Below are 12615 nucleotides of genomic sequence, written 5' to 3'. Positions count from 1 at the left end.
CAGGTTGGTCAACGGTAGACCACCGGCTAGGGCTGGTACTGATTTACTTGCCCGCCCAAGGCGTCAACTAGCTTCTTTGATACCTCAAGCTCCCCTGGAAGATCCGGAGCGGCAGGCGTGGCGTGGTTCCAAGCGGCAGCTAACAGCTTGTCTGCCTGATTGGTGAGCTGCCATTGAAAAGTCATGTCGCGTCTGACAAACGCGGACCACCCTGTGCCGCTGGCATATGTGACGGCCTCCTTGTTGGCCTGGAGGACGTTTCCCATGCTTACCTCGGCGCTGCGGTCGGCCCAACTGTAAACGTCCACTGTGCGGCCCCCCAGAACACACGTTCCTATTGAAGTCAGATCTGGCCCACCCTTCGCCACGTCGCCGGGCTTGATGTCCGTGCAGTCTGGGATGAGCGCGGCGATAGCGGTTGCCGTCTCCCCGTAGTAGGTCGTCGGCTTCGGTGACGCAGTAGGTGGCGCGGACTGAGTTTGCTGGGCAACCGGCTCAATCGAGCCGCAGGATGCTATCGAAACTGCCAGCAACACAGCGCCGGCTACCCCCAATATTCGTTTCATGCCCCGATCGTAAACTCAATCCGACCCAATTAATAGGGTGGGGTCCGCGAAGGCATCCAAAACCATTCGGGCATCGTGAGGGAGGCGCGAGCGTTCTATGTAGAAGCGCCGAGTCATGGCGTCCGATGTGTGACCGAGCTGAGTGGCTGCGAACCCCGGATTTTGTGCCCAACTGAGGGCGGTCGCCACGGTCTTGCGTAGCGTCTTTTGAGTCACCCACGAATACTCGGTCTCACGGAAGACATCGCGCCAAATCTTCCGCATGGTTGCCGGATCGATCAGAGTCCCGCGCACGGAGGTGAACACCAGCCGTGATCCCTCTATCAACGCGGGGCGCCTTCGATTGAGCATGGAAATGGCGTGCTCTGGAAGCGCCAGTAGGCGAGTGTCCCCGGTCTTGGTCCGCGGCTGAATAATCAACCCTTGACCGCGCAGTCTTACAACGGTGCTGTCGATCTGAACGAACGGCACCTCAGCGTCAAGCGTGACCTTCTCCCAAGTTAGTGCAAGGGCTTCCGCGGGCCGAACTCCCGTAGCTATGAGGAAGTCCATGACGTCCAAGAGAGTTCCGGATCGGTTCGCCCCACCCATACGCCTCCCGTCGTCTCCCGCCCTGGCTCTGCGTTCCTCGCGGGTGGCTGGTCGTAGCTTCTCTACCGCGATTGCGCGCAACTCGGCGTATTGTTCTGGGCTCAGTGCACGCACATTTGGCCTGGGTTGCTTGGGGGTTTGAACGTTGTCGACGGGATTGTGTTCCAGCGCGTCGTAGCGGGTGGCAAGCCCCATCATCCCGGCAAGTACGCTCTTGACCAGCTTGGCAGTGCCGGGACCGTTTCTCCGACTGACTTCCTTGACTAGTCGATCGAGCTTGCCCGTTGTTGCCTCGCGGACTGGAAGACCACCGATTGCCTTCAGGATGTAGGTATCAAGAATTTGACGGTGCCGCTCGACTGTATTCGGCGCCAGACCTTCTTCGCGTTTGTCCGCGTACCAGAGTTCGGCCAATTCGCGGATGGGACTGAGCGCCGTAATCTCTGAACCCGCAGATTGGAGCGTCGCCGTGATTTTCCTCTTGAGCGCAGCCGTTGACTTCTTTTCGTCCGCTCCAGTGGCGGAGATTTGACGGACCATTCCGTTGAAGAATCTTAGGCGCGCACGTGATGTGTATACCCCGTTGGTTTCCGACGTTGAGATCTTTCCATATTTCCCGACTTCCAGCGGTGGCCTGGGCATTGCGTGCTCCTTAGGTCTGGGAGCCAGCAGTGTGCACAGATGTGTGTGCACACCGCTGGATCGTCTCGGTTTGTTGGGGACACCAGTGGAATCGGCATCCCTCTATATATAAGGGTGGAAGCCGCTATGGGAATCCCTGAGAGGGCCGGGGATATAGTGGCCTCGTTACTGGGGGTCAAGGGGTCGCAGGTTCAAATCCTGTCAGCCCGACCGCAAGGTACGCAGAGTCCCGGGAACCGTATGGTTCCCGGGACTCTTGCGCTTAAGGGCCTGATGTGGCGGCTAGGACGTTGGATTCTGCGCAATCATTCGAATGGATAAATTACGGATCCGCGGAATCATAGGCGCGGCAACTTCGGCGTAGAGAATGATCCGGCAGAATCCGACCCCGCTCTCCGTCTATCATTGGACGGTGAGCGAAACCCTTCCCCCTTGTCCCGAATGCGACAGCGAATACACCTACGAGATGGGTGCCTTGCTTGTCTGCCCCGAGTGCGCCCACGAGTGGTCGCCGGCCGCGGCTGATGAAGCAGAAGCCGAGTCAACGGAAATCAAGGACGCTGTGGGCAATGTCCTCGCAGACGGGGATACCGTGACTGTGATCAAGGACCTCAAGGTCAAGGGGAGCGCCACGGCAATCAAGGTTGGAACCAAGGTCCGCAACATCCGCCTCGTGAACGGCGTGGGGGATCACGACATCGACTGCAAGGTGGACGGCTTCGGTCCCATGCAGCTCAAGTCCAGCGTGGTCAAGAAGGTCTAAGCCGCCGCAAGGCGCGCCCACGGCACGCCCAACCAACGCTGCGCGGCCCACGAAACAAGGCAAGGCCTCAGGCCCCCTGCGGCGCCCCCAACGCCTTCACTAGTGGTTCAAGCTCGGGCACCGACTCCGCAGCAGCCAGAGACTCCGCCAGGGTTTCGTCATGCACGGGCCTGGCCGCGAGCAGCAACTTTTGACCCGCTGCAGTGAGTTCCGTGTAGATTCCGCGCCGATCGTCGGCGCACAGGATCCTGGTCAGCAGTGCGCGGTCCTCGAGCCGGTTCACCAGGCGCGTCGTGGCGCTGCTGGATAGTGCTGTGGCCCTGGCGAGCTGCTGCATCCGCATGTGCCAGCCGTCCTGACGGCTCAGCGCGTCGAGCACCGTGTACTCGACCACCGAAAGATCCGCGGCCGATTGCAACGCCTTCTCCAGTGCTGCCTCGATGGTGCCGTGCAGCGCCGCGAGAGTCCGCCACCCCTGCGCGCGCACCTCAACGGCGTCGTCCTTGATGCCCATGTCTCCCGTAACTCCTGCCGATTGATGAAAAACCAGACGCACGCAAAGTAGTTGCTTGCGCAATTACATGGCGCGTGCAACTATATATGCAGCGTCTGCAACTAATATTCTATGGTTCTCGGCGGCGCACTTCCAGTCTTACGGGAATCCATCCCCACAAAGGAGCACAACATGCCCGCAGGGTTGATCGCCCTTGCCCTCGGTGGATTCGGCATTGGCCTGACCGAGTTCGTCATCATGGGCCTCTTGCCCGAGATTGCCGCCGACTTCGGAGTCAGCGAAGCAGCCGCCGGCTGGTTCATCACCGGCTACGCGCTGAGCGTCGTTGTCGGGGCCCTCCTGGTGACAGCGGCCGTCACTCGCTTGCCTCGCAAGCCTGTGCTGATCGGACTCCTCGTCCTGTTCATCGCGGGAAACTTCCTCTCCGCCATTGCGGACAGCTACCCGGCCATGCTGGTTGGGCGCGTTGTCGCGGCCCTCTGCCACGGAGCTTTCTTCGGTATCGGCTCAGTGGTCGCGGCCAGCCTGGTCCCGGCCCACAAAAAGGCCGGAGCGATTGCCATCATGTTTACGGGCCTCACTGCCGCCAACGTGCTGGGCGTGCCTTTCGGAACCTTCCTTGGCCAGAACCTCGGCTGGCGGTCCACCTTCTGGGCCATTACCTTCATCGGCGTTGCCGCCCTCATCGGCATCGCCCTCATGGTCCCGCGCACCAAGGAGGGCGCCGTCGCCAGCAGCCTCCGCGGCGAGCTTGGCGCTTTCGCCTCCGGTCAGGTGTGGCTGTCCATCATCGTCACGATTCTCGGCTTTGGCGGCATGTTCGGAGCCTTTACCTACATCGCCTTCACCCTGACCGACGTCTCCGGATTCGATCCCCATGCCGTCCCGTGGCTCCTCGTCCTGTTTGGCGCCGGGCTGTTCGTCGGCAACATCGCCGGCGGCAAAGCGGCCGACAAATCCATCGACAAAACCCTCGTGGTCATCCTCGCGGGCCTGGTACTGGTGCTCGTATGCTTCGCACTCACCGCCGTCAGCCCGGTGGCCACCCTGTTCTCGCTAGCGCTTATGGGCGGCTTCGGCTTCGCTACCGTGCCGGGTCTGCAGATGCGCGTCATGCACTTTGCCACCACCGCGCCCACCCTCGCCTCCGGCGCGAATATCGGCGCCTTCAACTTGGGCAACGCCCTCGGCGCCTGGCTGGGCGGCGTCACCATCACCCTGGGTCTGGGCTATACCTCACCGATCTGGGCCGGGGCCGCCATCACCGCAGCGGCCCTGATCGTCATGATCGCCGCCGCGGCAGCGGCCCGGCGGGGGAGAGCAGCTCAGTCTGCTTCCGCACCGCAAGCAGCCCCCGACGTCGTGCGCGAGCCGGAGGATGTGCCGCTCGCCTAAGCGAAACACAAGAAAGCCCACGGCAGCACTGCGGTTTTCAATGGATAGCGCCAGGCTTCTTGCCGGCAGGTCCAGCGAGGAGCCGACGGCGACAGGAGATAGCTTCGTCGCGTGGAGGATTTCGTCGCTACACGCTTTGCGCCGGACAGCCGATCGTCCAGGTAGTCGCTCAGGGCAGCGATTTCAGGCAGTTTCCGGCATGATCGCGCTCCTTCGACGGCGTTGCAGGACTGTGCGGATCGGTATCGACCCAATCATCCCCGAGACCTGTGGGGAGGAGGGCTTGATGTGCTTATACTTTCAGCGGTGGCCGGAAGCCCGGCCTGCCGTCGTGGTCCGTAACGTACCGATGAAAGGCGACTCATGAGCAACATTCCTGCCGAGCTTTCCTACACCGCCGAACATGAATGGGTCAGCGCCCCGGATGCAGAGGGCGTTGTGCGCGTCGGCATCACGGACTTCGCCCAGGACGCGCTCGGTGATGTGGTCTATGCCCAGTTGCCCGAGCCCGGCACTACCGTCAAGGGCAACGACGTCGTGGGTGAAGTTGAGTCCACCAAGAGCGTGAGCGACATCTATGCCCCGGTCAGCGGCGAAATTGTCTCCCGCAACGAGGCCCTCGACACCGATTCTGCCCTCATCAACTCGGACCCCTACGGTGAGGGTTGGCTGTTCGAAGTCAAGCTGTCGGAAGCCGACGCCATCGAAACGCTCCTCAGTGCATCAGAGTACGAACAACAGGTAGGCTAAAAGGTATCTGGTCCGCCCGGTTGGCCCTCCCCGAAGCAGGGGAGCGACGGCGGCGGGCCAGCGACCCGTTTGGGCCCGGCGGAACCGGGTAGATGCGTAACCGGCAGTTGACAACGGCTGCCGGCGGATGAGGAGGACTTCCATGGTTGGCGGCAAACGGAACCACGCCCGGGACGAGCACGGTGCTGTAGAACGGCCAACGTCGGAGACCACCTCCATCCAGCTCACGCCGGTGCGCCACCATGAGCCGGATGTTCGCCCGCCGCTGGCGCCGGAAGAGCGCGCCGCTGTGCAGGCATTGCCTCCGGGTTCGGCGTTGCTGATTGCGCACACCGGCCCCAACGCCGGCGCGCGGTTCCTCCTGGACTCGGATACCACCACGGCCGGGCGTCACCCGGATGCGGATATCTTTCTGGACGACGTGACGGTTTCGCGTAAGCATGTGCAATTCGTACGCACGCCCGAGGGCTTCGAAGTGGTGGACACGGGAAGCCTCAACGGCACCTATGTCAACCAGGACCGGGTGGACAACGTACTGCTCAAGAACGGCAGCGAGGTCCAAATCGGAAAGTTCCGTCTCACCTACTACTTGAGTCCTGCCCGCGCAGCAGGGCAGGACTGATACCGGGTACGCCTGTGGCAATGGCCCAGCCGGAACGGCGCGGACCGCAGGTCCTCAACATTGGAGAGGTCCTCGCTCAACTCAGCGACGATTTTCCCACCATGACGGCGTCCAAGATCCGTTTTCTTGAGGAAAAGGGACTGATCAATCCCAAGCGCACCCCTGCGGGATACCGGCAGTACGCCGAAAGTGACGTTGAGCGTTTGCGCTTCGTGTTGGCCCTTCAGCGTGACCAGTATTTGCCCCTCAAAGTCATCAAAGACTATTTGGACGCGATCGACCGCGGCGAACGTCCCGAAAACCTCCCTCCGGGAGTATCGGTTTCCCCCCGCATTGTCTCGGATGAATTGGCCGCTGAGTTGCAGGGGCATACGCGCGCTCTGACCGAGGAACAGCTCCGGGCGGAATCCGGAGCCAGTGTTCGCCTAGTGCAGTCCCTTCTCAGCTTCGGGCTCATCAGTCACGTCAACGGAAAATTCGATGAACACGCCCTGCAAGTGGCGCGTGCATGCGTGCAACTTGAAAGCCACGGGCTCGAGCCGCGGCACCTCCGTCCGTTCCAGGCTGCGGCCGAACGCGAATTCGGTCTGGTGGAGCGGGTTGTCGCGCCGCTGACCTCCCGAAAGGACGCGGCATCCCAGTCCCGGGCTGCCGAGGCTGCCCGGGAAATCAGCGAGCTTTGCCTCAGCCTGCACCGAGCTTTGGTGCAGGACCGAATCTCTCGTATGGACGCATGATGATTGAGGTCGAGATTGTTGGCGTGCGGATTGAACTGCCTTCAAACCAGCCGCTGGTTCTCCTGCGTGAGATGCACGGGGAGCGCCATGTTCCCATCTGGATCGGTACGCCCGAAGCCAGTGCCATCGCCCTGGCCCAGCAAGGTGTGGTTCCGCCCCGGCCCATGACCCACGACCTGATGATCGACGTCGTCGAGGCCTTGGGCCACACGATCATCAGTGTCAACATCGTGGCGGTTGAGGACAACATCTTCTATGGCCAGCTCCAGTTCGACAACGGCACAGTGGTCAGTTCCCGTGCCTCGGACGCGTTGGCCCTTGCGTTGCGGGCGAAATGCCGCATCTGGTGTGCCGACGCAGTGATGGATGAGGCCGGCGTTCGAATCACCGAACATGACGAAGGCGAAGATACCGAGCCTGGTCCCGAGGTCGACGAAGAACGGGAATTGCGCCGCTTCCGGGAGTTCCTGGACGACGTGGAACCCGAGGACTTCGAAGGCTGAACGCCGCCTAAGGTTAAAGGTGAGGGTGAAAGTTTCGACACGATCCGAAAAGGGCCGGACGTCTTTGACCTGAGGCCCCGGCACGCCTAACGTCGAAGGTATCAAGTTCCCGTTGCGTACAGGGCCCGCGCAAGTCACACTGAAAGGTGCGGACGCGCTGAAATTACACGACTGCATTTTCCCTTCGTGTTGGCCGCCGTATGCACCATCCCCAAGGGAACTTCTGACAAGGAGGGTCACGTGAGTCCCAAAGGCGAAGCAGGCGAGCTAAAGCAGGCCTCGGTAGGCATTGCTGTACCCGCAAGCGGTGCTCAGGGTCTGCTTTTCACCGAGGACCTTCCGGTCTTGGATGAAGATGCCGGCTACCGTGGTCCCACTGCGTGCAAAGCGGCGGGTATCACCTACCGCCAACTTGACTACTGGGCACGCACGGGACTTGTGGAACCCGCTGTACGGGGAGCTGCTGGTTCTGGATCGCAGAGGCTCTATGGTTTCCGGGACATTCTTGTTCTCAAAGTCGTCAAGCGCCTTCTGGACACAGGCGTGTCCCTCCAGCAGATCCGCACGGCCGTGGAGCATTTGCGCGAACACGGAGTGGAAGACCTCGCCCAAATCACGCTCATGAGCGATGGCGCGAGTGTCTATGAGTGTACGTCCGCAGATGAAGTCATCGACCTGGTCCAGGGTGGCCAAGGGGTGTTCGGTATCGCAGTAGGCCGCGTGTGGCGCGAAGTCGAGGGGAGCCTTGCTGCGCTCCCGAGCGAGCACGCCGCAGAACAGTCCTTTCCCGACGACGAATTGAGCAAGCGGCGGTCCGCGCGCCGCACGGGCTGAGCCGCCGTCGGATCCTTCGCAGGACCGTGAGAACAGCGATGAAGTCGCCTTCCAACAGGAAAGCGGCTTCATCGCTGTTATCGAAGTGAGCTTCTTGCCGAGCAGATCCCCGCGTCGCTCAGCGTTGGCCGTGTTCCTGCGTGCCGTTGCGTGAGGACAGCATGTTCTCCAATAGGGAGTCGAACAGCTTGGCAGTGTTCTTGGCAGAATCGCCAGGCCAGTGATGCACAGCATGCGCGGCACCCTGGATTTGCTGCCAGTTCGCCTGCTCCGGGATATGCGGGGCCAGCAAGAGTTCGCCGAACATCGATTCCATCTCGGCGAGCCGGAAGGTGTGCTCGGCGGAGGCCGGGCGGACCCGGTTGGCCACAATGCCTGCGGGGGCCAGTTGGGGAGCGAACTCCTGACGGAAAAGTTGGATGGCGCGCATCGTGCGTTCCGTGCCGGCTACCGAGAAGAGACCAGGCTCGGCAACAAGTACAACGCGGTCACTCGCGCTCCAGGCCATGCGGGTCAATCCGTTGAGGGATGGCGGACAATCGACGAGCACCAGCTCATACTTTTCGGCCGGGGCAAGGACGGAACTGAGGCGGCGGAGATCTCGCCGCCCGAGGTCCGGCCGATCATAGATTCCCGTGTACGCGGATCCAACCGCGACATCAAGGGCCGAGCCTCCGCCGTTGCGGCGTGCCTGTTCAACCCAGCCGCTGCTGACCACGTTTTCCAAGAGTCGGGCCTTGCGGGGATTCTTGAGCATCCGGCCAATGTCCAGCTGCTCGCTGGCCTGGACGCCGAGGGCCGTGGTGGCGTCGGCATGGGGATCCAAGTCCACAACGAGGGTGGGGATGCCTGCGGCCAATGCGGCCGAGGCTAGCCCCGTGGTTACGGATGTCTTGCCCACGCCGCCTTTGAGGCTGCTGATGCTGACTACTTGCACTTGAAAACCCAAAACCTAACGCCGGTTGCCGTGTCGCGGTGCTTGTGTTCCGGCGTTGCCGGAACCGGGGCTCTGCCGCCGCCCTTCAACATCATATGGTGCGCGGCCGCTGATTCCCGTCTTATCAGCGCTGAACCGCTTGGGACGTCTGTTACTTCGCAGCCTTCTAGCACGTGAAACTGCATCGTGGGCGAAGCTACACTGCTCGTGACGAATTCCCGTGTGACTGTCACCACAAAGATTTGTGTTTGGGTATGGAGGTCTTACACACTGTGACCACCGACCGTTACACCCGCAATGATGCAGGAGAAGCATGTTTTCCAAGATTCTGGTGGCTAATCGCGGCGAAATCGCGATCAGGGCCTTCCGCGCTGGCTACGAACTCGGCGCCAAGACCGTAGCGGTCTTCCCGTATGAGGATCGCAATTCGATCCACCGGCAGAAGGCTGACGAGGCCTACCTGATTGGCCAGGAGGGTCATCCGGTCCGCGCCTACCTTGACGTGGCCGAGATCGTCCGTGTCGCGAAAGAATCCGGCGCCGACGCGATCTACCCAGGCTATGGATTCCTGTCCGAGAACCCGGACCTCGCCCGGGCGGCCAAAGCAGCAGGAATCACGTTTATTGGCCCACCGGCGGAAGTTCTGGAGCTCGCCGGCAACAAGGTCGCCGCACTCGAGGCCGCACGCAAGGCCGGTGTACCGGTCCTGAAGTCCAGCGCGCCTTCCCGTGACATCGATGAGCTGATCGCTGCCGCGGACGAGGTCGGATTCCCGATCTTCGCCAAGGCCGTCGCTGGTGGTGGCGGTCGCGGCATGCGCCGGGTGGAGACCCGCGAGGACCTCCCTGAAGCCCTCCAGTCGGCCATGCGTGAGGCTGACGCCGCGTTCGGCGATCCCACCATGTTCCTGGAACAGGCAGTGCTGCGTCCTCGCCACATCGAGGTCCAGATCCTGGCTGATGCCGAGGGAAATGTCATGCACCTTTTCGAGCGCGATTGCTCCCTGCAGCGCCGCCACCAGAAGGTCGTGGAAATCGCGCCGGCACCCAACCTGGATGAGTCCATCCGCCAAGCCCTCTACCGTGACGCTGTGGCATTCGCAAAGGCCCTGAACTACGTCAACGCCGGCACCGTCGAGTTCCTGGTGGACACCGAGGGCGAACGCGCCGGCCAGCACGTCTTCATCGAGATGAACCCGCGCATCCAGGTTGAGCACACGGTGACCGAGGAAATCACGGACGTTGACCTCGTCCAGGCACAGATGCGCATCGCGTCGGGGGAGACCCTCGCCGACCTCGGCCTGAGCCAGGAGTCGGTGTCCATCAAGGGTGCTGCCCTGCAGTGCCGCATCACCACCGAAGATCCCGCGAACGGCTTCCGGCCCGACGTCGGACGGATCACCGGCTACCGTTCCGCTGGTGGCGCTGGCGTGCGTCTCGACGGCGGCACGGTCTACTCAGGCGCCGAGATCAGCCCGCACTTCGACTCCATGCTGGTCAAGCTGACCTGTCGCGGCCGCGATTACCCGGCCGCCGTGGCCCGCGCGCGGCGTGGCTTGGCCGAGTTCCGCATCCGCGGCGTGTCCACCAACATCCCCTTCCTCCAGGCTGTCCTGGCCGATCCGGACTTCATAGCCGGCAACGTGGCCACCGACTTCATCGACAAGCGCCCCGAGCTGTTGAAGTCCCACGTGTCCGCAGACCGCGGAACCAAGCTGCTGACCTGGCTGGCCGATGTCACCGTCAACAAGCCCAATGGCGAACTCAAAGTCCATTCGGACCCCGCAGCCAAGCTTCCTTCGGTCTCCGGGATTGTTGCACCCCCCGGTTCCCGCCAGAAGCTGCAGGAATTGGGTCCGGAGGGATTTGCCAAAGCGCTGCGGGAGCAGACTGCCGTGGCGGTCACGGACACCACGTTCCGCGACGCACACCAGTCGCTCCTTGCTACCCGTGTCCGTACCCGCGACCTCGTCGCTGCCGGACCTGCGGTGTCCGCGCTGATGCCTCAACTGCTGTCGGTAGAAGCCTGGGGCGGTGCCACCTACGACGTGGCCCTGCGCTTCCTCGGCGAAGACCCTTGGGACCGACTCGCTGCGCTCCGCAAGGCGCTGCCCAACGTTTGCTTGCAGATGCTGCTTCGTGGCCGTAACACCGTTGGGTACACGCCGTACCCCGAAGAAGTCACCGAGGCATTCATCAACGAGGCTGCGGCGACGGGCATCGACATCTTCCGCATCTTCGACGCCCTCAACGACGTCAACCAGATGGCCCCGGCTATCCGCGCAGTGCGGGCTACCGGCACCGCCGTGGCCGAAGTCGCACTTTGCTACACCGGCGATCTCCTGGATCCGAACGAGAACCTGTACACCCTCGACTACTACCTGGACCTCGCCCAGAAGATCGTCGACGCCGGTGCACACATCCTCGCCATCAAGGACATGGCTGGTCTGCTTCGCCCGGCGGCCGCAGCCAAGCTCGTCGGTGCCCTGCGTGAACGCTTCGACCTTCCGGTCCACCTGCACACGCACGACACTGCAGGCGGCCAGCTGGCCACCCTCCTGGCAGCCGTGGAAGCCGGCGTGGACGCCGTCGACGTCGCGTCTGCGTCGCTGGCAGGCACCACGAGCCAGCCGTCGGCGTCGGCCCTTGTGGCAGCCTTGGCGCACACCCCGCGCGACACCGGACTCGGCTTGGCCAGCGTCAGTGCGATGGAGCCCTACTGGGAAGCCGTCCGCCGCGTCTATGCACCGTTCGAATCCGGCCTACCGGGCCCGACAGGCCGGGTTTACCAGCACGAAATCCCGGGTGGCCAGCTGTCCAACCTGCGCCAGCAGGCCATCGCGCTGGGGCTTGGCGAGCATTTTGAGGCCATCGAGGACATGTACACCGCAGCGGACCGCATTCTGGGCCGCCTGGTCAAGGTGACGCCGTCTTCGAAGGTCGTGGGAGACCTCGCACTGCACCTCGTGGGAATCCATGCAGACCCCGCGGACTTCAACGAGAACCCGCAGAATTACGATATTCCGGACTCCGTCATCGGCTTCCTCTCGGGTGAGTTGGGAGATCCTCCCGGAGGATGGCCTGAGCCGTTCCGCACCAAGGCGCTCCAGGGCCGCAGCATCAAGGTCCGCGACGTCGAACTGAGTGCCGAGGACAGTGCAGCGCTCAAGGGTGATTCCAAGTCCCGCCAGGGGACCCTGAACCGGCTGCTGTTCGATGGTCCCACGAAGGATTACCTCAAGAGCGTCGAGACCTACGGCAACCTCTCAGTCCTTGACACCCGTGACTACCTGTACGGTCTCCAGCTCGGCGCCGAGCACGTGATGGAACTCGAGAAAGGCGTGCGCCTGATCGCCTCGCTGGAAGCGGTCTCGGAGCCCGACGAAAAGGGCATGCGTACCGTCATGTGCAAGCTCAACGGCCAGTCCCGGCCCGTGGTGGTCCGTGACAAGTCCGTTGTCAGCAATGTCAAGGCTGCGGAGAAGGCGGACCCCGCCCAGCCGGGCCAGGTCGCAGCGCCGTTCGCGGGTGCCGTAACCCTGACCGTCAAGGCTGGAGACGCCGTCAAGGCCGGCGACACTATCGCCACCATTGAGGCGATGAAGATGGAGGCGTCGATTACGACGCCGGTGGCCGGCACGGTCTCGCGCCTCGCCATCAACAACGTGGAGCAGGTCCAGGGCGGAGACTTGTTGCTCGTCGTCGGATAGTCGCGCGCTCCTTGCCGGAGACGGCATGGGAAAGGTCCCGGGCTCACGAGCC

At 62.7% G+C, this 12615-nt stretch carries 13 protein-coding genes; 8 read left to right on the top strand and 5 right to left on the bottom strand.

Going from position 1 to position 12615, the window contains the following annotated elements; all coding sequences use genetic code 11:
* Positions 1-26 precede the first annotated feature (26 nt).
* Together ABD884_RS14795 and ABD884_RS14790 are read right to left on the bottom strand one after the other, a co-directional pair.
* Positions 27-566, bottom strand: coding sequence for a hypothetical protein (locus ABD884_RS14795; RefSeq protein ID WP_345047138.1), 540 nt, complete (start codon positions 564-566; stop codon positions 27-29).
* 15 nt (positions 567-581) lie between these two features.
* Positions 582-1799, bottom strand: coding sequence for a tyrosine-type recombinase/integrase (locus tag ABD884_RS14790; protein ID WP_345047136.1), 1218 nt, complete (start codon positions 1797-1799; stop codon positions 582-584).
* Between the two features lie 412 nt (positions 1800-2211).
* On the opposite strand from ABD884_RS14790, the gene ABD884_RS14785 reads away from it, so the two are divergent.
* Positions 2212-2562, top strand: a complete 351-nt coding sequence (locus tag ABD884_RS14785) for a zinc ribbon domain-containing protein YjdM (protein ID WP_345047133.1) — start codon at positions 2212-2214, stop codon at positions 2560-2562.
* 67 nt (positions 2563-2629) lie between these two features.
* On the opposite strand, the gene ABD884_RS14780 is transcribed toward ABD884_RS14785, so the two are convergent.
* Entirely contained in the window at positions 2630-3076 is a 447-nt protein-coding gene (locus tag ABD884_RS14780) for a MarR family winged helix-turn-helix transcriptional regulator (protein WP_345054847.1), read from the bottom strand.
* A 171-nt stretch (positions 3077-3247) separates the two neighbouring features.
* On the opposite strand from ABD884_RS14780, the gene ABD884_RS14775 reads away from it, so the two are divergent.
* The 6 genes from ABD884_RS14775 (at position 3248) to ABD884_RS14750 (ending at position 7917) form a co-directional block, all read left to right on the top strand.
* Entirely contained in the window at positions 3248-4471 is a 1224-nt protein-coding gene (locus ABD884_RS14775; protein WP_345047130.1) for an MFS transporter, read from the top strand.
* A gap of 363 nt (positions 4472-4834) precedes the next feature.
* Positions 4835-5221, top strand: a complete 387-nt coding sequence (gene gcvH, locus ABD884_RS14770; protein WP_028266692.1) for a glycine cleavage system protein GcvH — start codon at positions 4835-4837, stop codon at positions 5219-5221.
* A gap of 142 nt (positions 5222-5363) precedes the next feature.
* Entirely contained in the window at positions 5364-5843 is a 480-nt protein-coding gene (locus ABD884_RS14765) for an FHA domain-containing protein (RefSeq protein ID WP_028266693.1), read from the top strand.
* Between the two features lie 20 nt (positions 5844-5863).
* Complete coding sequence (gene ftsR / locus ABD884_RS14760; protein WP_345054842.1) at positions 5864-6580, top strand: transcriptional regulator FtsR; 717 nt, start codon at positions 5864-5866, stop codon at positions 6578-6580.
* A complete protein-coding gene (locus tag ABD884_RS14755; protein ID WP_345054839.1) occupies positions 6580-7083 on the top strand; it encodes a bifunctional nuclease family protein in 504 nt (167 codons plus the stop codon). The genes ftsR and ABD884_RS14755 overlap by 1 nt, the downstream gene beginning before the upstream one ends.
* Positions 7084-7323: 240 nt before the next feature.
* Entirely contained in the window at positions 7324-7917 is a 594-nt protein-coding gene (locus ABD884_RS14750) for a MerR family transcriptional regulator (protein ID WP_345054836.1), read from the top strand.
* Positions 7918-8035: 118 nt separating this feature from the next.
* Here ABD884_RS14750 and ABD884_RS14745 read toward each other — a convergent pair whose 3' ends face one another.
* Together ABD884_RS14745 and ABD884_RS14740 are read right to left on the bottom strand one after the other, a co-directional pair.
* On the bottom strand, positions 8036-8854 hold the full coding sequence (locus tag ABD884_RS14745; protein WP_345047120.1) for a ParA family protein: 819 nt from the start codon (positions 8852-8854) through the stop codon (positions 8036-8038).
* Entirely contained in the window at positions 8845-9087 is a 243-nt protein-coding gene (locus ABD884_RS14740; RefSeq protein WP_345047115.1) for a hypothetical protein, read from the bottom strand. Before ABD884_RS14740 ends, ABD884_RS14745 begins: the two co-directional genes overlap by 10 nt.
* An 80-nt stretch (positions 9088-9167) precedes the next feature.
* On the opposite strand from ABD884_RS14740, the gene ABD884_RS14735 reads away from it, so the two are divergent.
* Positions 9168-12563, top strand: coding sequence for a pyruvate carboxylase (locus tag ABD884_RS14735; protein WP_345047114.1), 3396 nt, complete (start codon positions 9168-9170; stop codon positions 12561-12563).
* Positions 12564-12615 lie beyond the last annotated feature (52 nt).

This window comes from Arthrobacter methylotrophus, from assembly GCF_039539965.1.
In the GTDB taxonomy this organism is placed as follows: domain Bacteria; phylum Actinomycetota; class Actinomycetes; order Actinomycetales; family Micrococcaceae; genus Arthrobacter; species Arthrobacter methylotrophus.
Note: the sequence above shows the minus strand (reverse complement) of the source record. Positions and strands in the feature narration are given on the sequence as shown.

Coding starts and splice junctions, on each gene's coding strand:
- ABD884_RS14795 (WP_345047138.1), bottom strand. CDS start 566: ATGAAACGAATATTGGGGGTAGCCGGCGCTGTGTTGCTGGCAGTTTCG.
- ABD884_RS14790 (WP_345047136.1), bottom strand. CDS start 1,799: ATGCCCAGGCCACCGCTGGAAGTCGGGAAATATGGAAAGATCTCAACG.
- ABD884_RS14780 (WP_345054847.1), bottom strand. CDS start 3,076: ATGGGCATCAAGGACGACGCCGTTGAGGTGCGCGCGCAGGGGTGGCGG.
- ABD884_RS14775 (WP_345047130.1), top strand. CDS start 3,248: ATGCCCGCAGGGTTGATCGCCCTTGCCCTCGGTGGATTCGGCATTGGC.
- gcvH (WP_028266692.1), top strand. CDS start 4,835: ATGAGCAACATTCCTGCCGAGCTTTCCTACACCGCCGAACATGAATGG.
- ABD884_RS14765 (WP_028266693.1), top strand. CDS start 5,364: ATGGTTGGCGGCAAACGGAACCACGCCCGGGACGAGCACGGTGCTGTA.
- ftsR (WP_345054842.1), top strand. CDS start 5,864: ATGGCCCAGCCGGAACGGCGCGGACCGCAGGTCCTCAACATTGGAGAG.
- ABD884_RS14755 (WP_345054839.1), top strand. CDS start 6,580: ATGATTGAGGTCGAGATTGTTGGCGTGCGGATTGAACTGCCTTCAAAC.
- ABD884_RS14735 (WP_345047114.1), top strand. CDS start 9,168: ATGTTTTCCAAGATTCTGGTGGCTAATCGCGGCGAAATCGCGATCAGG.